The 23,256-nt window shown below is 70.9% G+C and carries 20 protein-coding genes and 1 riboswitch; of the genes, 10 read left to right on the forward strand and 10 right to left on the reverse strand.

Translation table 11 applies throughout. From position 1 onward, the window contains the following. Positions 1-27: 27 nt before the first annotated feature. The 5 genes from ACFYX3_RS16430 to ACFYX3_RS16450 all read right to left on the reverse strand — a co-directional run bounded on the left by ACFYX3_RS16430 (position 28) and on the right by ACFYX3_RS16450 (position 3,671). Positions 28-507: an NUDIX domain-containing protein gene (locus ACFYX3_RS16430; RefSeq protein ID WP_116159956.1), complete on the reverse strand. Its 480-nt coding sequence runs from the start codon at positions 505-507 to the stop codon at positions 28-30. 35 nt (positions 508-542) lie between these two features. Beyond that, on the reverse strand, positions 543-1,439 hold the full coding sequence (locus ACFYX3_RS16435) for a LysR family transcriptional regulator (protein WP_376583575.1): 897 nt from the start codon (positions 1,437-1,439) through the stop codon (positions 543-545). Positions 1,440-1,656: 217 nt separating this feature from the next. Then, positions 1,657-2,796: a cystathionine gamma-lyase gene (locus tag ACFYX3_RS16440; RefSeq protein ID WP_389013513.1), complete on the reverse strand. Its 1,140-nt coding sequence runs from the start codon at positions 2,794-2,796 to the stop codon at positions 1,657-1,659. Then, positions 2,793-3,284 (reverse strand): low molecular weight protein-tyrosine-phosphatase, encoded by a 492-nt coding sequence (locus ACFYX3_RS16445; protein WP_389013516.1) that lies wholly within the window; start codon positions 3,282-3,284, stop codon positions 2,793-2,795. The genes ACFYX3_RS16440 and ACFYX3_RS16445 overlap by 4 nt, the downstream gene beginning before the upstream one ends. A 9-nt stretch (positions 3,285-3,293) precedes the next feature. Further along, complete coding sequence (locus tag ACFYX3_RS16450) at positions 3,294-3,671, reverse strand: phage holin family protein (RefSeq protein ID WP_116159952.1); 378 nt, start codon at positions 3,669-3,671, stop codon at positions 3,294-3,296. Positions 3,672-3,722: 51 nt separating this feature from the next. Here ACFYX3_RS16450 and ACFYX3_RS16455 point away from each other — a divergent pair, with 51 nt between their 5' ends. From ACFYX3_RS16455 to ACFYX3_RS16470, 4 genes are all read left to right on the forward strand, one after another. Then, positions 3,723-4,040, forward strand: a complete 318-nt coding sequence (locus tag ACFYX3_RS16455; protein WP_030685701.1) for a cupin domain-containing protein — start codon at positions 3,723-3,725, stop codon at positions 4,038-4,040. 176 nt (positions 4,041-4,216) lie between these two features. Further along, positions 4,217-4,435, forward strand: a complete 219-nt coding sequence (locus ACFYX3_RS16460; RefSeq protein ID WP_352025559.1) for a DUF5326 family protein — start codon at positions 4,217-4,219, stop codon at positions 4,433-4,435. A gap of 282 nt (positions 4,436-4,717) precedes the next feature. Beyond that, complete coding sequence (locus tag ACFYX3_RS16465; RefSeq protein ID WP_389013521.1) at positions 4,718-5,443, forward strand: IclR family transcriptional regulator; 726 nt, start codon at positions 4,718-4,720, stop codon at positions 5,441-5,443. A gap of 138 nt (positions 5,444-5,581) precedes the next feature. Then, the gene (locus ACFYX3_RS16470; protein ID WP_376583652.1) at positions 5,582-6,022 is read left to right on the forward strand and encodes an SsgA family sporulation/cell division regulator; all 441 of its coding nucleotides are present in this window, start codon (positions 5,582-5,584) and stop codon (positions 6,020-6,022) included. Positions 6,023-6,164: 142 nt separating this feature from the next. Here ACFYX3_RS16470 and ACFYX3_RS16475 read toward each other — a convergent pair whose 3' ends face one another. Next, positions 6,165-7,547 (reverse strand): YibE/F family protein, encoded by a 1,383-nt coding sequence (locus ACFYX3_RS16475; protein WP_389013524.1) that lies wholly within the window; start codon positions 7,545-7,547, stop codon positions 6,165-6,167. A gap of 71 nt (positions 7,548-7,618) precedes the next feature. Beyond that, positions 7,619-7,753, forward strand: a riboswitch (TPP riboswitch). Here ACFYX3_RS16475 and thiC point away from each other — a divergent pair. Beyond that, positions 7,748-9,544, forward strand: a complete 1,797-nt coding sequence (gene thiC, locus ACFYX3_RS16480; protein ID WP_389013527.1) for a phosphomethylpyrimidine synthase ThiC — start codon at positions 7,748-7,750, stop codon at positions 9,542-9,544. Its footprint overlaps the riboswitch before it by 6 nt. Positions 9,545-9,581: 37 nt before the next feature. Here the strand turns inward: thiC and ACFYX3_RS16485 are convergent, their stop codons facing one another. The 3 genes from ACFYX3_RS16485 to ACFYX3_RS16495 all read right to left on the reverse strand — a co-directional run bounded on the left by ACFYX3_RS16485 (position 9,582) and on the right by ACFYX3_RS16495 (position 13,246). Then, positions 9,582-10,208: a hypothetical protein gene (locus ACFYX3_RS16485; protein ID WP_385663139.1), complete on the reverse strand. Its 627-nt coding sequence runs from the start codon at positions 10,206-10,208 to the stop codon at positions 9,582-9,584. A 162-nt stretch (positions 10,209-10,370) separates the two neighbouring features. Further along, positions 10,371-11,876: a metallophosphoesterase gene (locus tag ACFYX3_RS16490; RefSeq protein ID WP_389013530.1), complete on the reverse strand. Its 1,506-nt coding sequence runs from the start codon at positions 11,874-11,876 to the stop codon at positions 10,371-10,373. Between the two features lie 263 nt (positions 11,877-12,139). Beyond that, positions 12,140-13,246: a LacI family DNA-binding transcriptional regulator gene (locus ACFYX3_RS16495; protein WP_352025454.1), complete on the reverse strand. Its 1,107-nt coding sequence runs from the start codon at positions 13,244-13,246 to the stop codon at positions 12,140-12,142. A 391-nt stretch (positions 13,247-13,637) separates the two neighbouring features. Here ACFYX3_RS16495 and hisC point away from each other — a divergent pair, with 391 nt between their 5' ends. Then, positions 13,638-14,732 (forward strand): histidinol-phosphate transaminase, encoded by a 1,095-nt coding sequence (gene hisC, locus ACFYX3_RS16500; RefSeq protein WP_382656022.1) that lies wholly within the window; start codon positions 13,638-13,640, stop codon positions 14,730-14,732. An 18-nt stretch (positions 14,733-14,750) separates the two neighbouring features. Here the strand turns inward: hisC and ACFYX3_RS16505 are convergent, their stop codons facing one another. Beyond that, entirely contained in the window at positions 14,751-15,155 is a 405-nt protein-coding gene (locus ACFYX3_RS16505) for a cyclophilin-like fold protein (protein WP_389013535.1), read from the reverse strand. Between the two features lie 213 nt (positions 15,156-15,368). Between ACFYX3_RS16505 and ACFYX3_RS16510 the strand changes: the two genes are divergently transcribed. The 4 genes from ACFYX3_RS16510 to ACFYX3_RS16525 are packed head-to-tail and all read left to right on the forward strand — an operon-like array spanning position 15,369 to position 23,205. Beyond that, on the forward strand, positions 15,369-16,877 hold the full coding sequence (locus ACFYX3_RS16510) for a cytochrome ubiquinol oxidase subunit I (protein ID WP_389013538.1): 1,509 nt from the start codon (positions 15,369-15,371) through the stop codon (positions 16,875-16,877). Between the two features lie 18 nt (positions 16,878-16,895). Then, positions 16,896-17,897: a cytochrome d ubiquinol oxidase subunit II gene (gene cydB, locus ACFYX3_RS16515; RefSeq protein WP_376583596.1), complete on the forward strand. Its 1,002-nt coding sequence runs from the start codon at positions 16,896-16,898 to the stop codon at positions 17,895-17,897. A 29-nt stretch (positions 17,898-17,926) separates the two neighbouring features. Further along, positions 17,927-21,472, forward strand: coding sequence for a thiol reductant ABC exporter subunit CydD (cydD, locus tag ACFYX3_RS16520; protein WP_389013541.1), 3,546 nt, complete (start codon positions 17,927-17,929; stop codon positions 21,470-21,472). A 20-nt stretch (positions 21,473-21,492) separates the two neighbouring features. Continuing rightward, positions 21,493-23,205 (forward strand): GAF domain-containing protein, encoded by a 1,713-nt coding sequence (locus ACFYX3_RS16525; RefSeq protein ID WP_376583600.1) that lies wholly within the window; start codon positions 21,493-21,495, stop codon positions 23,203-23,205. The last annotated feature ends 51 nt before the right edge of the window (positions 23,206-23,256 follow it).

The following is a 23,256-nucleotide window of genomic DNA, read 5'->3' on the forward strand; positions in this document are numbered from 1 at the left end:
GATCAGGCCTGATCCGAAAGACAGACCCTAACCCAGGTCGGGGGCGTGCATCGCGCGGACGCCCTCGATGTTGCCGTCGAGGTAGTGGCGCAGGGACAGCGGGACGAGGTGCACGGCGGCGATGCCGACCCGGCTGAAGGGCACCCGGACGATCTCGTACTCGCCGACCGGTTCCTCGATCTCCGGGCCGTGCCGCAAGGAGGGGTCCATGGAGCCGAGCCGGCACACGAAGAAGTGCTGGACCTTCACCCCGGAGACCCCGCCGTCGACGATGTGCTCGACGGTGTCGACGAAGCAGGGCACCACATCGGTGATCTTGGCGCCGAGCTCTTCGAGCACCTCGCGGTGCAAGGCCTCGACGACGGTGGCGTCGGTGGGCTCCACGCCGCCGCCGGGCGTGAGCCAGTAGGGATCCATCCCGGGCTTGGTCCGCTTGATGAGGATCAGGTCGTCCCCGTCGAGCAGGATGGCGCGTGCGGTGCGCTTGATCACGGGCCGTTCGGTCATGGGAAGAAAATGGCCCGTCCGAGGTGTCCTGAAACTCACCAGTCCCCGGCCGCGCGCAGCAGCTCCTCATGGGCCCGGGCGAGAGGCGACAGGCCGAGCGTCCCCGTACGGGCGACCAGGAAGTAGGTCCGGAGCGGGGGGACCAGGGGGTCGAGCAGCGTCACGAGGCGGCCCTGCCGCAGGGCGTCCTCGCACAGATAGCGCGGCAGGACGGCGAGCCCGGCGCCGGCGGCGGCGGAGTCCCGCACGGCCCGCAGGTCGGGGGCGATGACGGTGGCGGCCGCCGCCGGTTTGGTCTCGAAGACACTCGCCCAGTAGCGGGAGACGAAGGGCAGCGACTCGTGGACCTCGACCATCGGCAGCTGCTCCAGGACCACCGCGCCCTTGCTCAGGAGCACGTCGGGGGAGAGCCGGGCGGCCCAGCGCGGCGCCGCGACCAGGACGTGCTCCTCGTCGCAGAGCGGAGTGGAGACGAGCAGGCCGCCGCGCGGACGGGCGGTCGCGATGGCCAGATCGTGGTGGCCGGCGGCGAGCCCGTCGAGGACCTCCTCCGTGTTGCCGAGGAAGGAGGCCCGGACGGCGAGCCCCTGGCCGACCAGAGGAGTGAGGGCGGGCAGCGCGCGGAGCGCGGTGAACTCCGGGGGACCGGCGAGATGGAGGGTGCGGACCCCGCTCCGCTCGTCGAGGCCGGTCTCGGCGATCTCCACGAGGGCGTCCAGATGGGGCGCCGCGCGGTGGGCGAGTTCGTCGCCGATGGTGGTCGGGGTGACTCCGCGCGCCTGTCTGAGGAACAGCGGCCGCCCCAGCTGTCGTTCCAGCGTCCGGATCTGGCTGGTGACGGCGGGCTGGGAGAGGCCGAGGAGCGCGGCGGCGCGGGTGAAGGAGCCGGCCCGGTGCACCGTGACGAACGTGCGCAGCAGGGCCAGATCCATGTCCGCCCCCTCCCGGCCGTGCGGCCGTTCGACTCAGGCGGTCGGCTGACTGCGCCTCAGGACCGTCCAACTATAAATAAGTCGATAGGCCGCTGTCGCTACCGTGATTGGACACTGACGCACAGTCAACTAGCCTTGTTCAGGCGGTCTCCGCGCGTGCAACCGAGGGCGTTCCGAGCCACGAGGGGGGAGGTTCGGAGCGCCCTCGTCCGTGTGATCAGCCCGCGCTCCCGGCCTCGTCGAGGGCGCGCAGCACATCGGCGATCAGGTCCTCCGGGTCCTCGGCTCCGACCGAGAAGCGGATGAAGCCCTCCGCGACCGCGTCCCCGCCCCAGCGCCCGCGCCGCTCCGCCGTGGAGCGCACGCCGCCGAAACTGGTGGCGTCGTCGACGAGCCGCAGCTCCTCCAGGAACCGCTCGGCCCGCTTCCGGTCCGCCAGTTCGAAGGAGACCACCGGGCCGAAGCGCCGCATCTGCCGGGCGGCCACCTCGTGAGAGGGGTCGTCGGGCAGTCCGGGGTAGCGCAGCCCGGTGACGTCCGCGCGCTCGGCGAGCGTCCGCGCGAGGGCGAGGGCGGTGGAGGACTGCCGGTCGATCCGCAGCTGGAGCGTGGCGAGCGAGCGGTGGGCGAGCCAGGCCTCCATGGGGCCGGGGATGGCGCCGACGATCTTGCGCCAGCGCCGTACCTCCGCCGCCCGCAGGGGATCCCGGCAGGACACATGGCCGAGCAGGATGTCGCCGTGCCCGCTCATGCCCTTGGTGTCGCTGGCGACGGAGAAGTCCGCGCCCAGGGCGAGCGGGCGCTGGCCGAGGGGGGTGGCGAGGGTGTTGTCGACGGCGACGAGCGCCCCGGCCGCATGCGCCTCCCGCACCAGACGGCGGATGTCGCACACGTCGAGCCCGGGGTTGGACGGGGTCTCGATCCACAGCAGCTTCGCCCCGTCCAGTACGGACAGCTGGGCGTCGCCGCCGGTCGGCGCGGTGCGGACCTCGACGCCGTACGCCCGCAGCTGCTCGTGCACGAGGGGCAGGGCCTGGTAGCCGTCGGTCGGCATCACGACCGTGTCGCCGGCCTTCAGCTGGGAGAACAGGACGGCCGAGATCGCGGCCATGCCGGACGCGAAGACCAGCGTCTCGACGCCCTCCTCCCCCGGTGCCTCCAGTTCGCCGATCGCCCGCTCCAGATGGGTCCAGGTCGGGTTCTCGTCGCGGCCGTAGGTGTACGGGCCGGTCGGCTCGCCCGGCAGGTGGAAGTGGGCCGCGAAGACCGGCCCCGGCAGGGTCGGCTCGTACTTCACGGGTTCGGGCAGTCCGGCCCGTACCGCCCGTGTGCCGTCGCCGAGTTCGTCGTCCTTCACGGTGTCCGTTCCTCCAGTTCCGCGCGTACGGCCGCGAGCAGTCCCTCGCTCGCGGCCTCCACCATCTCCAGGCACTCCTCGAACTCCTCGTGGCCCCCGTAATAGGGGTCGGGGACGTCGAGTCCGGCGCCGGCGGCCGGGTCGTAGGAGCGCAGGAGCCGTATCCTCGACGCCTCGTCGGGGTTGCGGGCGAGCTCCCGGAGCTCCCGGAGATGCCCTTCGTCCAGGGCGATCACCAGGTCGAGGGCGGGGAACCACGAGGAGCGGAACTGCCGGGCGGTGTGCGCGGAGGTGTATCCGTTCTCGTCGAGCACGGCGACCGTGCGCGGGTCGGCCGTGTCGCCCTCGTGCCAGCCTCCGGTGCCCGCGCTGTCGATCTCCACCAGCTCGCCGAGGCCGGCCTCCTCCACCCGGCGGCGGAAGACGTGCTCGGCCATCGGCGAGCGGCAGATGTTGCCCGTGCAGACGAAGCAGACGCGGTAGGCCATGGTCCCCACTCAGTCGCCGTCGGGGAGCACGACGTTCAGCGCCCACGAGACGACGGAGATGATCAGACCGCCGAGGACGGCGGTCCAGAAGCCCTCCACGTGGAAGCTGAGGTCGAACTGCTCGGCCAGCCAGGACGTGAGGAGCAGCATCAGGGCGTTGACCACCAGGGTGATCAGGCCGAGCGTCAGGATGAAGAGGGGAAGTGTCAGCAGCTTGACGATCGGCTTGACCAGGAAGTTCACCAGGCCGAAGACGAGGGCCACGAGGATGAGGGTCCAGGCCTTCTTGCCGGTGCTCTCACCGGTCAGGGTGATGTCCTGGAGCAGCCAGATGGCGACTCCCAGAGCGCCCGCGTTCGCGAGCGTCTTGACTACGAAATTCTTCATGTGTCTGATCGTGGCAGACATGATCGGGCCTACGGCAGGGGCGAGCAGGCGATGAAGGCATTCCGGCTGGACGAACTGGAGGCGGAGCGCGCCGCCAACAAGGGGGCGTACCTCCAGTTCCTGCGCGAGCGGAACATGTCGGTGGGCCTGTACGCGCTCGACGCGGGGGAGCTCGACCCGCAGCAGCCGCACGGCCAGGACGAGGTGTACTTCGTGGTCAGCGGCCGGGCGGCGATCACGGTCGGGACGGAGACGACCCAGGTGGCGCGGGGCAGCGTGGTCTATGTGCCGGCCGGGGTGGAGCACCGGTTCCACCACATCAGCGAGGACCTGCGGGTCATGGTGGTCTTCTCCCCGCCGGAGAGCTGAGGACCGCCGGCCGGCCGAGCGGAACCGAGGGTTGCGCGGGCCGACCCCCTAGGGGGCGGGTCAGGGGAGAGCGGGGGCCGCGGGGCCCCCACGGGCTTCGTCCCGCCCCTAGCCTTGAGGGTGTTCGGCGCAGAGCGCGCCGAGCGGATCTTCGAGAGCGAAGCGAGGTAGGGACGATGGCCGTACGGGAGATTCTCGCGGGGATGCCCTGGTGGGTGAAGTGGGTCGCCATACCCCTTCTCGCGCTGCTCGTCTTCGGCGGGCTGATCACCAGCGTCCTGACCTTCGTGGTCAGTCTGCTCTTCAAGGCGCTGCTCTTCGTGGCCCTCGTCGCCGGACTGATCTACGTCGTGAGGAAGTTCAGCTCCTCCGCCCGTTCGCGTCAGGACTGGTAACACAAGCTACTCATCGGTATGAACGCGACGGAGGGCATTAGCCCGGGCGAGGGAACGCGCCGGTCTAATCCGGGTATCGGTCCCAGGGCTGCCACTAGAGTGGAATCTCTCCGCCGCGTGGGGGACTACAGGTGTAGACCTCGGTACTGACCAGCGGTTTCCCAGGCCCGGCGGGCGCGCGGGGGCGGCCCCCGCGGGCGGGTGCAGTGCATCCGTCGTCACGCCTGGGGGTGACCTTTGGCCACGGCTACGCAGACGGCTGCGCCTACCCTGATCGGCTCGGTGCAGCGGGCGCTGAGACTCCTGGAGGCGGTGGCCTCCCATGCGGAGGGCGCCCCGGCCAAGCAGCTCGCCCGTGAGACGGGTCTTCCGCTGCCCACCACGTACCACCTGCTCCGCACCCTGACGCACGAGGGCTATCTGGTCCGCGACAAGGGTGTGTTCGTCCTGGGCGACGCCGCCGTCCGACTGGCCGGCGGCGGAGCTGTGCAGAATCGTCGCATCAAGATCGAAGACTCCCTGGCCCGCTGGCGGGACGAGATCGGCGTACCCATCTACTTCGCCCTCTACCGCGAGGGGGAGATCGAGCTCGTCGCCGTCTCCGACACCCCTTCCAATCCCGCGGTGGAGGAATGGGCCGATTTCCGTGAGACCGCGCACGCCCATGCGATCGGGCAGTGCCTGCTGAGTCAACTCGATCCGGCATCTCGTCAAGACCACCTCGACCGCCACCCGGTGGAAGCCATCACTCCGTACACGGTGCGTAATCGCCGCGTCCTTTTGGAGCGTTTGGGCGGTTTGGGGCGAATGGAGCCCCTGGTGGAGCGTCAGGAATATGCGCTCGGCACGGTCTGTGCCGCCATCCCCATCACCGCGGGCTCCGCGGCGGGCGCAATGGCCATTTCCCTCCCCCTCCACCAGGAAGAACGGTTGCTCCCAGCGGTCGAGCGGCTACGTACGGAGATCGGAAGGCTCTTCGGTTCCCTCGCGTTCTCTATCAGTATCTGAAAAATCACTCCTTGTGATCTGCTAACGCGTACAGCACGATTGCGTCAAGAGGGCCACGGGGGATCATTCCTGGCCGTTTCGGTCACAGCTTTCAGCAGCTGTGTTTACACAACTGCTTCATCTACTGCGGGGTACATGATGCGAGAGTCGGTTCAGGCCGAGGTCCTGATGAGCTTCCTCGTCTCCGAGGAGCTCTCCTTCAGGATCCCGGTCGAACTCCGATATGAGACCCGGGATCCCTACGCGGTGCGGATGACCTTCCACCTTCCCGGGGACGCGCCTGTGACCTGGGCGTTCGGAAGGGAGCTGCTGCTCGACGGGATCAACCGGCCGAGCGGGGACGGCGACGTGCACATCGCCCCGACGGAGCCCGAGAGGCTCTCGGACGTCTCCATCAGACTCCAGGTGGGCGGTGACCGCGCGCTGTTCCGGGCCAGCGCGCCGCCGCTGGTGGCCTTCCTCGACCGCACGGACAAGCTGGTTCCGCTCGGCCAGGAGCGGACGCTCGGTGACTTCGAGGACCACCTGGAGGCCGCCCTCGGCCGGATTCTGGCCGAGGAGAACGCCGGCCCCGCCTGAGCCGGCCCGGCCTGAACAGAGCGCGCCTGGGCCGAACCGCCTGAACGGAAACCGCCGAGCAGAACCCGCACGAGTCGTACGAAGTATCCGAGCCGGACCCTCCCCCGAGCCGGGCCGGCCCCGAACCCTCCGTATCCACGTCCTACTTGGCGCGACGGCGGCGCCCTCCCCGTACCGCCGTCGGCTTCCCGCCCCCGGACGCCGACCGGTCGGCGGAGACGACCAGGGCCGCGAGCGCCGTGGTGACCGGAACGGACGCCACCAGACCGATCGACCCGACCAGGGTCCGGACGATCTCCTCGGCGACCAGCTCGCTGTTGGCCACCGTCCCCATGCTGCTCTGGGCGATGGAGAAGAGCAGCAGCAGCGGCAGGGCGGCACCCGCGTAGGCGAGCACCAGTGTGTTGACGACCGAGGCGATGTGGTCGCGGCCGATCCGGATCCCGGCCCGGTACAGGCCGCGCGGCCCCATGCCCGGATCGGCCTGGTGCAGCTCCCAGACGGCCGAGGTCTGGGTGACCGTCACGTCGTCGAGCACGCCGAGCGAACCGATGATGATCCCGGCGAGCAGCAGACCGGACATGTCGATCTCCGGGTACAGGCCGTGGATCAGACCGGTGTAGTCGTCGGTGTTGCCGCTGAGCGAGGTCCAGCCGACGAACAGCGAGCCCAGCAGACCGATCAGCAGCAGTGAGATCAGCGTGCCGAGCACGGCGACCGAGGTGCGGGCCGAGAGTCCGTGGCACATGTAGAGCGCGATCAGCATGATGGCGCTCGACCCGACCACCGCCACGACCAGCGGGTTCGACCCCTCCAGGATCGCCGGCAGGATGAAGTACGTCAGCACGAGGAAGCTCACGGCGAGCGCGACGAGCGCCATGACGCCCCGCATCCGGCCGACGACCACGACCGCGACGGCGAAGATCCCGGCGAGCAGCGCCAGCGGCAGCTTGCGGTTCACGTCGGTCACCGAGTACTGCAGGTCGTGCGGGGCGTCGGGGGCGTACGCCACCACCACGCCCTGTCCCTCGTCCAGTTGACGCGGTGCGTCCGGCTGCACGATCTCGACGAACCTGCGCCCCTGGTCCGGGCCGGTGGTGACCTCGACCGTCGCCTTCTCGCACTGCCCCTGCCGGCCGTCGGCCGCCTCGCGCCCCTCCGGGGTGGAGGTGTCGCCGGTCGGCGGGACCTGGGCGGCGTTCACCGACTTGCAGTCGACGTGCTCGACGGAGACGACCCTGCCCTGCTGCGTCTGCCGGTCGAAGCCGACGCCGGTGCGCTCGTGCGCCGGGGTGCCGCCCGGCCACAGCACCGCGAGCCCGATGACGACCGCGGTGGCGAAGGGGATCAGGATCGCGGCGATGACCTTGCGCAGGTGCCGCGAGACGGGTGCGGCGGGTCCGTGGCTGTGGCTGTGGCCGTGCCCGCCTCCGCCGCCATGGGTGTCCACACCTCCGCCTCCGTGCCCGTGTCCGGGACCGTGGGGGTGAAGGTGTGGCTCGGGGGTCTGCTGGGGGGAAGTCACCGGCCGATCATCGCAAGAACGGCGGGGGCCCACTGTTCAGCATGGCCGGGATGACGCTAGCGTGGTGGCACCTTTGCACACGCGGGAGCTCGGAGCACCGGGCTGAGAGGGCGCTGATCACCGTACGCACGTACGGGAGGAGGCTGCGCCGACCGCCGAACCTGTTACCGGGTAATGCCGGCGTAGGGAGATTCGGTCTCATGACCATTCAGGATGCACGCACGCCTGCCTCCGACCAGAACGACGGCCAGGGCGAGCGCACGCCGGGCTGGCACAAGGGGTACGTCCAGGGCTCTCGCCCCGACCTCCGGGTGCCCGTCCGCCAGGTGCACCTCACCAACGGCAAGGACGTGACGCTGTACGACACGTCCGGCCCGTACACCGACCCCGCCATCGACACCGATGTCCGGCGGGGCCTTCCGCCGCTGCGCGAGAACTGGATCATCGCGCGCGGCGACACCGAGGAGTACGCGGGCCGCCCGGTCCGCCCCGAGGACGACGGCATCAAGCACACCTCGCCGCGCGGCGGTGGGCTGAAGAACCTCGACGCCGTCTTCCCCGGCCGTCCCCGGCTGCCGCGCCGCGGCCGCCCCGGCCAGGCCGTGACCCAGCTCGCGTACGCCCGCCGGGGCGAGATCACCCCGGAGATGGAGTACGTCGCGATCCGCGAGAACGTCTCCCCCGAGGTCGTGCGGGAGGAGATCGCCGCGGGCCGCGCCGTGCTGCCGGCGAACGTGAACCACCCGGAGATCGAGCCGATGATCATCGGCAAGCGGTTCCTGGTGAAGGTCAACGCCAACATCGGCAACTCCGCCGTGACCTCCTCCATCGAGGAGGAGGTGGAGAAGATGACCTGGGCGACCAAGTGGGGCGCCGACACGGTCATGGACCTGTCCACCGGCCGCAACATCCACACCACCCGCGAGTGGGTGCTGCGCAACTCCCCCGTGCCGATCGGCACCGTGCCGCTCTACCAGGCCCTGGAGAAGGTCGACGGCAAGGCCGAGGAGCTGACCTGGGAGATCTACAAGGACACGGTCATCGAGCAGGCCGAGCAGGGCGTCGACTACATGACCGTGCACGCCGGCGTGCTCCTGCCGTACGTGCCGCTCACCGCGCGCCGCAAGACCGGCATCGTCTCGCGCGGCGGCTCGATCATGGCCGCCTGGTGTCTCGCCCACCACCAGGAGAACTTCCTCTACACGAACTTCGAGGAGCTCTGCGAGATCCTCGCGGCGTACGACGTCACGTACTCGCTCGGCGACGGTCTGCGTCCCGGCTCGATCGCGGACGCCAACGACGAGGCGCAGTTCGCGGAGCTGCGCACGCTCGGCGAGCTGAACACGATCGCCAAGCGGCACGACGTGCAGACGATGATCGAGGGCCCGGGACACGTCCCGATGCACAAGATCAAGGAGAACATCGACCTCCAGCAGGAGATCTGCGAGGAGGCGCCGTTCTACACGCTCGGCCCGCTGACCACGGACGTCGCGCCCGCGTACGACCACATCACCTCGGGCATCGGCGCGGCGATGATCGCCTGGTGGGGCACGGCGATGCTCTGCTACGTGACGCCCAAGGAGCACCTGGGCCTGCCGAACAAGGACGACGTGAAGACGGGCGTCATCACGTACAAGATCGCGGCGCACGCGGCGGACCTCGCCAAGGGGCACCCGGGCGCGCAGGAGTGGGACGACGCGCTCTCGGACGCGCGGTTCGAGTTCCGCTGGGAGGACCAGTTCAACCTGGCCATGGACCCGGTCACGGCCCGTGAGTTCCACGACGAGACGCTGCCGGCGGAGCCCGCGAAGACCGCGCACTTCTGCTCGATGTGCGGTCCGAAGTTCTGCTCGATGAAGATCAGCCGGAGCATCACCGAGCAGTTCGGCGGCGACGACCCGCAGACCAGCGAGGAAGAGGCCCGGGCGGGGATGCTGGCCAAGTCGGCCGAGTTCGCCGCGCAGGGCAACCGGCTCTACCTGCCGCTGGCGGACTGATCCTCCGACCTCGCGGTGTCCCCCGGAACGTACGGCGCTAGTCGAGCGCGTCCGGGGGTGCCGCGGCGGCGAGGGCGTCGCGGAGGAAGGGGACGATGCCGCGCTCCAGGAGGGCGTGGCGCCAGGCCTCGCGGGCGCGGGTGAGTTCGTCGTCGAGGGGCGGGGCCTCGGCGGGTGCGTTGCGCAGGGCGGTCACGAGGAGGCCGACGCCCGCGGACAGCAGGCCGGCCGCGGCCAGGGCGGCGAAGACGAGGCCTGCCGTCAGCAGGGTCCCGCCGAACACCACGCTCGGCGCGAGGGCGTGCAGAACGCCTCCGACCAGCAGGAATATCGCGGCGGCCGTGCCCGCGAGGACGGGCACCATCACGTTGACGATGGCGACGACACCGGCGCCCGCGCCGGGTTCCGCTCGGGGTGGCCGGGCCCCGAGGGCGGCCCGGTTCTGCTCGCGGACCTTCACGAAGTGGTCGTACTCGCTCGCCGCGGCGGTGGTGACGAGCGCTGTCGCGTTCATCGTCATGGAACGCAGCTGAGTGACCGTCAGCCTCGTTCCGACTCCGGCGAGTTCCGGACGTGCGTGGGCGGTGCTCAGTGCGTCGTCGAGGAGCCGCTCGTACTCGGCGCGGTCCTCGGTCAGCAGGTGCGGAGCCACGTTCATGTGCATCCCCCGATGCTCCGTGGGCCGCCAGGATCAGCCGTCGGAAACGCTCGGCCGGGCGGAAACGGAGGAGAGCCTGCTACGGATGACCCGATGGTATTGCGGTGACGCCACGGCCTGACAGGGTGTTTCCGGAAATCGACTTCCCCGGATGCGCAGGGTTATGCGTCAGCCGTTCAGGGGGAGTTGGACGACCAGTAGCTTTCCGGCCATGGTCACTCCGCCGTCCATGGCGATCGCGAGCCCGTCCGCGTACACGTGCGGTCCGTCCACGACCGGGCCCGCGCCGTCCTCGCCGTCCTCCGTGCCGACCTGGCCGAGGAGGTACGGGATGGGGCTGTGGCCGTGCACGATCCGGCTGCCGCCGTACGTGGAGAGCAGCTCCTGGACGGCCTGCGGGCCGCCGTCGTCGCGGAACGCGAAGCGCTTGGTGAACTTCCGGAAGAGGTCCCAGACCTCGTCGGCGTCGTTCCGGTTGAGGATCTCGTGGACCGTGTCGTTGACGTCCGCGATCGTCTGGCCGTACTCGAGGTACGCGGTGGTGTCCGAGTGCAGGAGGAGGTGGTCGTCCTCGCTCACGACGGCGTCGAGCCGGGACATCCACTGGAGGTGGACGTCCTGGAGCCGGTCCATGTCGTGCTTCTGGCCGCCGTTGAGCAGCCAGGCGGCCTGGAAGGTGGCGGTGCCCGCGCCGGAGTTGACGGGGGTGTCGCCGAAGCGCTTGGCGCCGATCAGCAGCAGCTCGTGGTTGCCCATGAGGGCCTTGCAGTAGCCGCCCGCGGCGGCGGCCTCGGCGGAGAGGCGCATGACGAGGTCGATGACGCCGATGCCGTCGGGGCCGCGGTCGGTGAAGTCGCCGAGGAACCAGAGCCGGGCGTTGCCCGCGGCCCAGCCGCCGTTCTCGTCGATGAGGCCCTGGGCGCGGAGGGCGGCGAGGAGCTCGTCGAGGTAGCCGTGGACGTCGCCGACGACGTACAGCGGGCCGGGTCCGTCGCCGTTCGCGGGCTCAGGGGCGGGGGCCGGCTCGGGGGTGACGGGGACCTGGACGGTGTCGCCGCGCTTGATGACCGGGAGGTCGCGCTCGGTCGGCGTGTAACCCTCGGGCGGCTCACCCTCGGGGAAGGCGTTGCCGGGGTGCCCGGTGGCGACGGAGACGATCGATGACCCCCCGGTGGTGGCGGTGGTGTAGGCCGGGGCGAGACGCTGACCGAGGAGGATCGTCGGGTCGGCGGGCATGGGGGCGGGGGCCTGCGGTGCGGCGAGGGGCGTTGCCGGGAAGGCCTCGGCCGCGAGGGCCTCGCGCGGGGCGGCCTCGGCCGACGGGGCGTGGGCCGGCTGGGTCTCGGTCGGTGGGACCGGCACGCGGACGGCCTCGACCGGCGAGGGTGCGACCGGGGGGAGGTGCTCGGCGGATGCCGGATGTGAGACGGGGGCCGGGTGCTCGGCACGTGCCAGGGGCGTGGCGAGGACCGGGTGTTCGGCGGGGGACACGAGCTCCGTGGGCGACACGTGTTCGGTGGGGGCGTACTCCGCCCTCGGCGGTACCGGCGGGTTCTCCGGGGCCGGCGGTTCGGCGGCGTGGCCCTGTACGGGTACGCGCGCGTACGGAGGTACCCGGAAGTCGCGCAATGTCGCCGTGCGCACCACGGGCTCCTGTCCGGCCCCCTGAGTCATCGACCCCTCCACCACCGTCGCGATGCCCTGCACATCGCGGACCGGCCTGGTCGGAGTGGTCCGCGGTGTCGTCCGCCCATCATAGGAATGAGGGCCCTTCCGTGTGACGCACCAGGGGTGGTGAATCCGGGTCCACTCCGGGTTCACCGGTTGTTTCGCCCGAATTGAGAAGGTCCAGTCCAGGGTCGAGGCAGGTGCGGTGACCGGTTTCGCCGCCCCTGCCCACGGGCAGGGGCGGGGACGGCGGGTCGGACGGCGGCGGGTCAGTCCTTGGCGGGTGAGCGCGGCGGGCTGACCGTGGTGCGGGGCGAACGCCGCTGCGAGGACGTGCGGACGATCAGTTCGGTCGGTATCACCTGCTCGACCGGTCCGTCGGCGTCGATCCCCTCGATGGCGTCGATGAGGAGCTGGACGACGGCCGTGCCGATCCGGCGCGGTTTGAGCGAGAGGGTCGTGATGGGCGGTTCGGTGGTGGCGTAGACAGTCGACTCGCTGCAGCAGACCAGCAGCAGGTCGTCCGGGACGCGCAGTCCGTAGCGGCGGGCGGCCGCGAGGAGGTCGGTTCCGTTGGGGTCGAAGAGGCCGTACACGGCGTCGGGCCGGTCCGGGCGGGCGAGCAGCCGGTCGGCCGCGACGGCGCCCGCGCACGGGTCGTGCGCCGGGTAGGCCTCGTAGACGGGGTCCTGGCCCACCCGTTCGCACCAGTTGAGGTACGCGGTGGTGGACAGACGGGTGTACGTGTCGGTGGTGGTTCCGGTGAGGAGGCCGATCCGGCGGGCGCCGGCGTCGGCGAGGTGGTCGAGCAGGTCGAGGACGGCGGCTTCGTGGTCGTTGTCGACCCAGGCGGTGACCGGAAGGGTGCCGGCGGGGCGTCCGTCGGAGACGACGGGCAGGCCCTGGCGGACCAGTTCGGTGACGACCGGGTCGTGGTCGGAGGGGTCGATGACGACGGTGCCGTCGAGGGCGACGTTCGACCAGACGTCATGGCGGGAGGTGGCGGGGAGGATGACCAGGGCGTAGCCCCGGGCGAGTGCCGCCGATGTGGCTGCTCTGGCCATCTCCGCGAAGTACGCGAATTCGGTGAAGGTGAAAGGTTCATCCCCGTACGTGGTCACGGTCAGGCCGATGAGTCCCGACTTGCCGGTACGGAGCGTGCGGGCCGCCGCGGATGGGCGGTAGCCCAGCCTGTCGGCGACCTCGCGGACGTGGCGGCGGGTGGCGTCCGGGAGTCGGCCCTTGCCGTTGAGCGCGTCGGAGACAGTCGTGATGGAGACCCCGGCGGCGGCGGCCACGTCCCGGATGCCTGCCCGGCCCTGCCGGCTTCCCCGGGTCTGTGCCCGGCTCACCTGGTGCTTCCCTGCTGCTGTCATGGCGAGCCGATAGTAGGGCGATGAGGGGCTGTCGGGACGGCCGCATATGCGGGCGTTGACAGGCACGTTTCTGCATGATCGAAAAGGCTCAAGAAGCATGAAATCAAAGGCAGTTAGGGGAATTAACGTGTGATCCATGGCTATCGAACGGCGTAGGCCTGGCGAGGGGGCGAGGTCTCGAAGAGGTCTCAACTCACCTCTACGGGGGATGCGCGCCACGGCGCCCGCCACCGGCGCACGCCACCCGGCCGCGCGCTCCCCCACGAGCCGGCCGCGAGCGGGGCCGTATCCACAGCGTGTCCCTCCTGTTGTCCACAGCCCATTCGCAGCGGGCGCGAATCCTCTTAAGGTGAGGAGTATTGGCGGTACGGACGGTCGAGGAGGCCACACTGTGAGCGAGACCAGCGGGAAGAGCACCGGCAGCCCCAGGCTGCGCGCCGAGCTGGACGGCGTCCCCACCTACAAGCCGGGCAAGCCGGCCGCCGCGGGCGGTCCCGTGGCCTTCAAGCTGTCCTCCAACGAGAACCCCTACCCGCCGCTGCCGGGGGTCATGGAGACCACGCTGGCCGCCGCCGCGAACTTCAACCGCTACCCCGACATGGCCTGCACCGGCCTGACGGAGGAGCTGGCCAACCGCTTCGGCGTGCCCGTCTCGCACATCGCCACCGGCACCGGCTCGGTCGGCGTCGCGCAGTCGCTGCTCCAGGCCACCTCGGGCCCGGGCGACGAGGTGATCTACGCCTGGCGCTCCTTCGAGGCGTACCCGATCATCACGCAGATCAGCGGGGCCACCTCCGTGCAGGTGCCGCTGACCGAGGGCGAGGTGCACGACCTCGACGCGATGGCCGAGGCGATCACCGACCGGACCCGGCTGATCTTCGTCTGCAATCCCAACAACCCCACGGGCACCGCGGTGCGCCGCGCGGAGCTGGAGCGGTTCCTGGACCGGGTGCCCTCCGACGTCCTGGTCGTGCTCGACGAGGCGTACAAGGAGTTCGTCCGCGACCGCGAGATCCCGGACGGCATCGAGCTCTACCGCGACCGGCCCAACGTCGCCGTGCTGCGCACCTTCTCCAAGGCGTACGGCCTGGCGGGGCTGCGGGTCGGCTTCGCGGTCGCCCACGAGCCGGTGGCGGCGGCGCTGCGCAAGACGGCGGTGCCGTTCGGTGTGAGCCAGCTGGCGCAGGACGCGGCGGTGGCCTCGCTGCGCGCCGAGGACGAGCTGCTCGGGCGTGTCGGCTCGCTGGTGGCGGAGCGCGAGCGGGTCCATGCGGGGCTCGTGGCCCAGGGCTGGACCGTGCCGGACACCCAGGCGAACTTCGTCTGGCTGCGGCTCGGCGAGCGGACCATGGACTTCGCGGCGGAGTGCGAGCGGCACGGCGTGATGGTGCGGCCGTTCGCGGGCGAGGGCGTGCGCGTCACGATCGGTGAGTGCGAGGCCAACGACCTGTTCCTGAAGGCGGCGGAGGGTTTCCTCAAGGGCTGACCGGTCAGGGCTGACCGGTCAGGGCTGATCCTCCAGGGCTGGTCGGCCCTGGAGCAGTTCCACGCGGATCGGGTCGCCGTCCCTGACGGTGGCCAGGATCCGCGGATCGCCGTCGAGCGCGCCGAGCAGGTTGCAGGGGCTCGCGAGCCGGCATTCGTCGCCCCGCGAGATCGGGGTGGGGCCGTAGGGGAGGGCGAGGGCGTCGCCCTCCGTCCAGAAGGCCACGGTGCCGGGCTCGACGACCTGGCGTGCGCCGTCCTCGACCGAGGCGGCGACCGGCGTGTCGAAGTAGACCTCCTCGCCCCAGGTGCGGGCGGTGGAGGAGATCGGGAGGGCTCCCGCGAGCGCCTTGCTCGTGGGGGTCTCCTCAAGGGTGGCCGTGGTGTGTCCGGCCGGCCAGATGATGCGTATCCGAAGGGTCATGCCCCGGATTCAACAATATGTTGAAGGTCCTGGGAAGAGGTGACCTTCGGTAGGGGGACCCCAGCTGAAGGTACGGATTTCGTATGAGCCATAATTGCTTGTGAATGTGAACGCGTTCACAAGCGTGTCCTTGTTCGTCCCGTAATGGACGGTACGAACAGGGCAAACTGCCGATGCGACCACGGCGCTGACGGCGATGTAAGGAGAAACGACGTGGACCTAGCTCTGGCGCCAGAGACTCTGGCGCGCTGGCAGTTCGGCATCACCACCGTCTACCACTTCCTCTTCGTCCCGCTGACGATCTCCCTCGCCGCGCTCACGGCCGGGCTCCAGACCGCCTGGGTACGGACGGAGAAGGAGAAGTACCTCAGGGCGACGAAGTTCTGGGGCAAGCTCTTCCTGATCAACATCGCCATGGGCGTGGTCACCGGGATCGTCCAGGAGTTCCAGTTCGGCATGAACTGGTCCGACTACTCCCGGTTCGTCGGCGACATCTTCGGTGCCCCGCTCGCCTTCGAGGCGCTCATCGCCTTCTTCTTCGAGTCGACCTTCATCGGTCTGTGGATCTTCGGCTGGGACAAGCTGCCGAAGAAGATCCACCTCGCCTGCATCTGGATGGTGTCGATCGGCACCATCCTCTCCGCGTACTTCATCCTGGCGGCCAACTCCTGGATGCAGCACCCCGTGGGCTACCGCATCAACAAGGAGCGCGGCCGGGCGGAGCTCACCGACTTCTGGCAGGTGCTCACCCAGAACACCGCGCTCACCCAGTTCTTCCACACGATCACGGCGGCGTTCCTGGTCGGCGGCGCGTTCATGGTGGGCATCTCCGCGTTCCACCTGGCCCGCAAGAAGCACATCCCGATCATGCGGACCTCGCTGCGGCTCGGCCTGATCACCCTGGTCATCGCCGGCCTCGGCACCGCCATCAGCGGCGACCTGCTCGGCAAGGTCATGTTCAAGCAGCAGCCGATGAAGATGGCCGCCGCCGAGGCGCTCTGGGACGGCCAGGCGCCCGCACCCTTCTCGGTCTTCGCCTACGGCGACGTCGAGAAGGGCCACAACACGGTCGCCATAGAGATCCCGGGCCTGCTGTCCTTCCTCGCGAACGACGACTTCAGCTCGTACGTCCCGGGCATCAACGACGTGAACAAGGCCGAGCAGGAGAAGTTCGGGCCCGGCGACTACCGGCCCAACATCCCCGTCGCCTACTGGGGCTTCCGCTGGATGATCGGCTTCGGCATGGCCTCGCTGGCCGTCGGCGTGGTCGGTCTCTGGCTGACCCGGAAGAAGTTCATGCTGGCGCCGGGGATGCGGACCGGTGAGGACGAGGTGCCGAATCTGGTCCTGTTCAGGCGGAAGGCGCTCAACCCCCGCCTGGGCAAGTGGTACTGGATCATCGCCCTCTGGACGATGGCGTTCCCGCTGATCGCCAACTCCTGGGGCTGGATCTTCACCGAGATGGGCCGTCAGCCCTGGGTCGTCTACGGCGTGCTGCGCACCCGTGACGCGGTCTCCCCCGGAACCTCCCAGGGCGAGGTCCTCACCTCGATGATCGTCTTCACCGCGCTCTACGCGATCCTCGCCGTCATCGAGGTCAAGCTCCTCGTCAAGTACGTCAAGGCGGGCCCGCCGGAGCTCACCGAGGACGACCTCAACCCGCCCACCAAGATCGGCGGGGACTCCCGTGACCCCGACCGGCCCATGGCCTTCTCGTACTGAGGCTCAGGAGATCGAGGCATGGAACTCCACGACGTCTGGTTCGTCATCATCGCCGTCCTCTGGACCGGCTACTTCTTCCTCGAAGGATTCGACTTCGGGGTCGGCATCCTGACCAAGCTGCTCGCCCGTGGCCGGGCCGAGAAGCGGGTCCTCATCAACACCATCGGACCCGTCTGGGACGGCAACGAGGTGTGGCTGCTCACCGCCGGCGGCGCGACCTTCGCCGCGTTCCCCGAGTGGTACGCGACGCTGTTCTCCGGCTTCTACCTGCCGCTGCTGATCATCCTGGTCTGCCTGATCGTCCGGGGCGTCGCCTTCGAGTACCGGGTCAAGCGGCCCGAGGAGAACTGGCAGCGCAACTGGGAGCAGGCGATCTTCTGGACCTCGCTGATCCCCGCGTTCCTCTGGGGCGTGGCCTTCGGCAACATCGTCCGGGGCGTGAAGATCGACGGCGACATGGAGTACGTCGGCAACTTCTGGGACCTGCTCAACCCGTACGCGCTCCTCGGCGGCCTGGTCACGCTCACCCTCTTCACCTTCCACGGCGCGGTGTTCGCCTCGCTCAAGACGGTCGGGGACATCCGGACGCGGGCGCGGGCGCTCGCGTTCAAGCTGGGCCTGGTCACGGCGGTGGTCGCGCTGGGCTTCCTGATCTGGACCCAGGTCCACACAGGGGACGGCTGGAGCCTCGCGGCGATGCTGGTCGCCGTGGTGGCGCTGGTCGGCGCGATCGCCGCCATCAGGGCCGGGCGTGAGGGCTGGTCGTTCGCGCTCTCGGGAGTGACGATCGCCGCCGCCGTGGCGATGCTCTTCCTGGCGCTCTTCCCGGACGTCATGCCGTCTTCGCTCAACCCCGAGTGGAGCCTCACCGTGACGAACGCGTCGTCGAGCCCGTACACGCTCAAGATCATGACCTGGTGCGCGGCGATCGCGACCCCGCTGGTGCTGCTCTACCAGAGCTGGACCTACTGGGTGTTCCGCAAGCGCATCGGTACGCAGCACATCGCCGACGCCCACTAGGGCCGACGCTCACCGCTCACCAGAGGGGCATGTTTCACGTGAAACCGATCGACCCGCGCCTGCTCCGGTACGCCAGGGCCACCCGTCTCTTCCTCGTCGCGGTGGTCGTGCTCGGCCTCGTCGGAGCGGCGCTGGTCATCGCCCAGGCGATGCTCATCGCCGAGATCGTGGTGGGGGCCTTCCAGAAGGCCCAGTCGGTTTCCGATCTGACCACCGCGCTGCTGCTGCTCGCCGGAGTGGCGGTGGCGCGGGGGCTGGTCTCCTGGCTGACCGAGCTCGCCGCCCACCGGGCGAGCGCGGCGGTCAAGTCCGAGCTGCGCGGCCGGCTCCTCGGCCGCGCGGCCGCGCTCGGACCGGGGTGGCTGAGCGGCCAGAAGGCCGGTTCGCTGATCGCCCTCGCCACCCGGGGCGTGGACGCCCTCGACGACTACTTCGCCCGCTATCTGCCGCAGTTGGGTCTCGCGGTGGTCGTGCCGGTGGCGGTGCTCGCCCGGATCGTCACCGAGGACTGGGTCTCGGCGGCGATCATCGTGATCACGCTGCCGCTCATCCCGGTCTTCATGATCCTCATCGGCTGGTACACCCAGGCCCGGATGGACCGTCAGTGGAAGCTGCTCTCGCGGCTCTCCGGGCACTTCCTGGACGTGGTGGCCGGCCTTCCCACCCTCAAGATCTTCGGCCGGGCGAAGGCCCAGGCCGAGTCGATCCGGGCGATCACCTCGGAGTATCGCGCCGCGACGATGCGGACGCTGCGGATCGCCTTCATCTCCTCCTTCGCCCTGGAGCTGCTCTCGACCCTCTCGGTCGCGCTCGTCGCCGTGACCATCGGCATGCGGCTCGTCCACGGTGAGCTCGATCTGTACACCGGACTCGTCATCCTGGTCCTGGCGCCCGAGGCGTACCTTCCGCTGCGGCAGGTGGGGGCTCAGTACCACGCGGCGGCGGAGGGGCTCGCGGCGGCGGAGGAGATCTTCGAGGTCCTGGAAGCACCGGTGCGGGACGCCGGTACGGGGGCGGTCCCCGCTTCCGTACGGCTCGAGCTGGACCGGGTGACGGTGCGGCACGCGGGGCGCGCCGAGCCCTCGCTCGACGCGGCGACGCTGACGGTCGAGCCGGGCGAGACGGTGGCCCTGGTCGGGCCGAGCGGGGCCGGGAAGTCGACGCTCCTCGATGTCGTGCTCGGGTTCGCGGTGCCGGAGGAGGGCGGTTCGGTACGGGTCGGGGGCGTCGACCTCGGGGCGCTTGACCTGGAGGAGTGGCGGTCCCGGATCGCCTGGGTGCCGCAGCGGCCGTACTTCTTCGCGGGGACGGTCGCCGAGAACGTACGGCTCGCCCGGCCGGACGCGTCTGACTCGGCGGTACGGGAGGCCCTGCGGGACGCGGGGGCGGACGGGTTCGTCGCGGGGCTGCCGCGGGGGATCGACACGGTCCTCGGCGAGGACGGTGCGGGGCTTTCGGCGGGGCAGCGGCAGCGGCTTGCGCTGGCGCGGGCGTTCCTGGCGGATCGGCCGTTGTTGCTGCTCGACGAGCCGACGGCGGCGTTGGACGGTGTCACCGAGGCGGGGGTCGTGGAGGCGGTGCGTCGCCTCGCGGCGGGGCGGACCGTGTTGCTGGTCGTGCACCGGCCGGCGCTGCTCGCGGTCGCGGACCGGGTGGTGACGGTTGCCGGGTCCTGGGCCGGGGTCGGTGCGGGTCCCGGGGGTGCGGGTGCGGCGGTGAGCGACGGGTCCGTCGGGGAGTCGTGCCCACCCGCGGCGGAACGCATGCCCACCACCGGTGCGGAGCCGACGCCCCCACGTCGTACGGCGGCCCTGGCGCGTGTGCGTGCCCAGGCTCGGGAGCTCAAGGGGCGGATCGCGCTGGCCTTGTCGCTCGGGAGTCTGGCGCTCGGGTCGGCCGTGGGGCTCATGGCGGTGTCCGGATGGCTCATCTCCCGGGCTTCCGAGCAGCCGCCCGTGCTCTACCTGATGGTGGCCGTCACCGCCACGCGTGCCTTCGGCATCGGGCGGGCCGTCTTCCGGTACGCCGAGCGGCTCGTCTCGCACGATGCCGTCCTGCGGATGCTCGCCGACCTGCGGGTCTCCGTCTACCGGCGGCTTGAGCGGATCGCCCCGGCAGGCCTTGGCCGCACCCGGCGCGGTGACCTCCTCGCGCGGCTCGTGCAGGACGTCGACGCGCTCCAGGACTACTGGCTGCGCTGGCTGCTCCCGGTGGGCGCCGCACTCCTCGTGGGGGTCGGTTCCGTCGGGTTCACCGCCTGGATGCTGCCCGAGGCCGGGGCCGTCCTCGCCGTCGGCCTGCTGGTCGCCGGCGTCGCCGTGCCGGCCGCCGGCGGGGCCCTCGCCCGCCGGGCCGAGCGGCGGCTCGCCCCCGCCCGCGGCACCCTCGCGACCGCCGTGGCCGATCTGCTGCGCGGCTGCGCCGAACTGACCGTCTCCGGTGCGCTCCGGGGCCGGATCGAGCGGGCCCGGGACGCCGACCGCGCCCTCACCTCCATCGCCTCCCGGCAGGCCGCCGCCACCGCGCTCGGCGCCGGGCTCTCGGCCCTCGTCTGCGGCCTGACGGTCGCGGCCGCCGCGCTCGTCGGTGTCCAGGCCGTACGGGACGGGCGGCTCGACGGCGTGGCCCTCGCCGTGATCGTCCTGACGCCGCTCGCCGCCTTCGAGGCCGTCACCGGACTGCCGCTCGCCGTCCAGTACCGGCAGCGGGTCAAGCGCAGTGCCGAGCGGGTCTTCGAGGTGCTCGACGCCCCCGTCCCCGTACAGGAGCCGCGGACGCCCGCCGCTCCCCCGGCGAGCCCGTTCCCGCTGGAGCTGTCCGGGCTCTCGGCCCGGTACGCCGGGCAGGAGCGGCTCGCGCTCGACGGGTTCGGGCTCACCCTGGAGGCCGGGCGCCGGGTCGCCGTCGTCGGCGCCTCGGGATCCGGCAAGACCACGCTCGCCCAGGTGCTGCTGCGGTTCCTGGACGTGGAGCACGGCACGTATCGGCTCGGCGGTGTCCCTGCTCGGGAGCTCGACGGCGACGCCGTCCGGCGGCTCGTCGGGCTCTGCGCCCAGGACGCCCACCTCTTCGACAGCTCCGTCCGCGAGAACCTGCGCCTCGCCAAGGTCGGCGCGGACGACGAGGAGCTGCGCGAGGCGCTGCGCCGGGCCCGGCTGATCGACTGGGTCGACGGCCTGCCCGCCGGACTCGACACGCTCGTCGGCGAGCACGGCTCCCGGCTCTCCGGAGGTCAGCGGCAGCGGCTCGCGCTCGCCCGGGCCCTCCTCGCCGACTTCCCGGTCCTCGTCCTCGACGAACCCGCCGAGCACCTGGACCTGGCCACCGCCGACGCGCTCACCGACGATCTGCTCCGGGCCACCGAGGGCCGTACGACCGTCCTCATCACCCACCGGCTGCACGGACTCGACGCCGTCGACGAGGTGGTGGTCCTCGACGGGGGCCGGAGCGTGCAGCGCGGCCCGTACGCCGAGCTCGCCGCGGTGGACGGCCCGCTGCGGCGGATGCTGGAGCAGGAGGGGCGGACGGATGCGCTTCTGATGGGCGCGGACCAGCCGACTTTTCTCGCCAAATAGGACTTACTAGGCTCAAGTCCATGACCGCCGCCGCGTCCGACGCATCGGACCCCCTGGAAGCCGCCACCCAGGCCACCCGCAGCCTCCAGGGGCTGTCCACGGAGCTCACCGCCCGCGTGCCGCAACTCCTGGAGGCCATGCGCTCCGTCGGCACCGGGCTCGAACTCCACTCCACGCTCGACCGGATCTGCGAGACCGCCGCCGAGCTCGCCGACGCCCGGTACGCGGCGATCGGCGTCGTCGACGACGAGGGCGAGGGGCTGTCCGACTTCGTCACCTTCGGCGTCGACGAGGACGTGGCCCGGCGCATCGGCCACCGCCCCGACGGCCACGCGGGACTCCTCGGCGCGCTGATCCGCGACCCGCAGACCATCCGCCTCGCCGACCTGTCCACCGATCACCGCTCGGCGGGCTTCCCGCCGGGACACCCGCCGATGCGGAGCTTCCTCGGCGTCCCCATCCGGGTCCAGGGCGAGATCTTCGGCAACCTCTATCTCGCGGAGAAGCACGACGGCGGCGAGTTCAACGACTACGACGTGCACATGGTCCGGGTCCTCGCCACCGAGGCCGGCATCGCGATCGGCAACGCCCGCCTGTACGAGGCGGCCCGGCAGCGCGAACGGTGGATCGACGGCTCGGTCGCCGTCACCACCGCGCTGCTCTCCGGCGGGGACGCGGACGACGCGCTCACGGTCGTCGCCGAGCAGGCCCGCCGGCTCGCGGACGCCGACGCGGGGATCGTGCTGCTGCCCGCCGAGGAGGGCGGCCTGGAGATCGTCGCCGTCTCCTCGCCCCGGCCCGTCAAGTCGCTGGGCATGGTGATCCCGCCCGGGAGCGCCGTCGTGAAGGAACTCCTGGACGGCGAGGCCGTCTTCGTGGCCGACGCCTCGACGGACCCGCGCATGCTGAGCCGGCTGACGGCCTCGTACGGACCGAGCATGATCCTGCCGCTGCAGTCCGGCGGGCGGGTCCTCGGCGCGCTCGCCACGCCACGGGCGCGCGGCGCCCGGCAGTTCACGGAGATGGAGCGGACGCTCGCCACCCAGTTCGCCTCGCAGGCCGCCCTCGCCCTGATGATGGCCGACGCCCAGCGCGACCGGGAGCGCCTCGCCGTCTTCGAGGACCGCGACCGGATCGCCCGCGACCTGCACGACCTGGTCATCCAGCGGCTCTTCGCCACCGGCATGATGCTGGAGAGCGCGCAGCGGAAGTCGATCGTTCCCGCCGTGCGCGAGGGCGTCGGCAAGGCCGTGGACGAGCTGGACGTGACCATCCAGGAGATCCGTACGGCGATCTTCGCGCTCCAGCAGGGACCCGCCGAGGCCCCGTCGGGGCTGCGCACCCGCGTCCTGCGGGAGATCAACATGGCGGCCGTGCCGCTCGGCTTCAAGCCCGCGCACCGCTTCCTCGGCGCGATCGACTCGACGGTCGGCGAGCTCACCGGGAAGAACCTCATCGCCGCCCTGCGCGAGGCGCTCTCCAACGCGTTCCGGCACGCGGACGCGAGCCGCATCGAGGTGGTCGTCGACGCCGGGGTCACCCTGCCCGACGGCTCCGCCGGGGTGCGCCTCTCGGTCGCCGACGACGGCATCGGCATCCCGGAGGGCGGGCGGCGCAGCGGCCTGCGCAACCTGGCCCGCCGGGCCGAGTCGCTGGGCGGCGCGAGCTGGTGCGATCCGGGCCTGGGCGAGGACGGCGGTGGTACGACGGTGGTCTGGGAGGCACCGCTCTGAGGGGCGGTCCCGGGGCCGCCGTGCTTCGGGAGGCGCGGCTCCGACCGGGAG

Source organism: Streptomyces sp. NPDC002463 (genome assembly GCF_042889835.1).
Taxonomy (GTDB): Bacteria; Actinomycetota; Actinomycetes; order Streptomycetales; family Streptomycetaceae; genus Streptomyces; species Streptomyces nymphaeiformis.

Bases quoted from the DNA above. Each gene is read 5' to 3' on its own strand.
- ACFYX3_RS16430 (WP_116159956.1), bottom strand. From the start codon at position 507: ATGACCGAACGGCCCGTGATCAAGCGCACCGCACGCGCCATCCTGCTC.
- ACFYX3_RS16435 (WP_376583575.1), bottom strand. From the start codon at position 1,439: ATGGATCTGGCCCTGCTGCGCACGTTCGTCACGGTGCACCGGGCCGGC.
- ACFYX3_RS16445 (WP_389013516.1), bottom strand. From the start codon at position 3,284: ATGGCCTACCGCGTCTGCTTCGTCTGCACGGGCAACATCTGCCGCTCG.
- ACFYX3_RS16450 (WP_116159952.1), bottom strand. From the start codon at position 3,671: ATGAAGAATTTCGTAGTCAAGACGCTCGCGAACGCGGGCGCTCTGGGA.
- ACFYX3_RS16455 (WP_030685701.1), top strand. From the start codon at position 3,723: ATGAAGGCATTCCGGCTGGACGAACTGGAGGCGGAGCGCGCCGCCAAC.
- ACFYX3_RS16460 (WP_352025559.1), top strand. From the start codon at position 4,217: ATGGCCGTACGGGAGATTCTCGCGGGGATGCCCTGGTGGGTGAAGTGG.
- ACFYX3_RS16470 (WP_376583652.1), top strand. From the start codon at position 5,582: ATGCGAGAGTCGGTTCAGGCCGAGGTCCTGATGAGCTTCCTCGTCTCC.
- thiC (WP_389013527.1), top strand. From the start codon at position 7,748: ATGACCATTCAGGATGCACGCACGCCTGCCTCCGACCAGAACGACGGC.
- ACFYX3_RS16485 (WP_385663139.1), bottom strand. From the start codon at position 10,208: ATGCACATGAACGTGGCTCCGCACCTGCTGACCGAGGACCGCGCCGAG.
- ACFYX3_RS16490 (WP_389013530.1), bottom strand. From the start codon at position 11,876: ATGACTCAGGGGGCCGGACAGGAGCCCGTGGTGCGCACGGCGACATTG.
- ACFYX3_RS16495 (WP_352025454.1), bottom strand. From the start codon at position 13,246: ATGACAGCAGCAGGGAAGCACCAGGTGAGCCGGGCACAGACCCGGGGA.
- ACFYX3_RS16505 (WP_389013535.1), bottom strand. From the start codon at position 15,155: ATGACCCTTCGGATACGCATCATCTGGCCGGCCGGACACACCACGGCC.
- cydB (WP_376583596.1), top strand. From the start codon at position 16,896: ATGGAACTCCACGACGTCTGGTTCGTCATCATCGCCGTCCTCTGGACC.
- cydD (WP_389013541.1), top strand. From the start codon at position 17,927: ATGTTTCACGTGAAACCGATCGACCCGCGCCTGCTCCGGTACGCCAGG.
- ACFYX3_RS16525 (WP_376583600.1), top strand. From the start codon at position 21,493: ATGACCGCCGCCGCGTCCGACGCATCGGACCCCCTGGAAGCCGCCACC.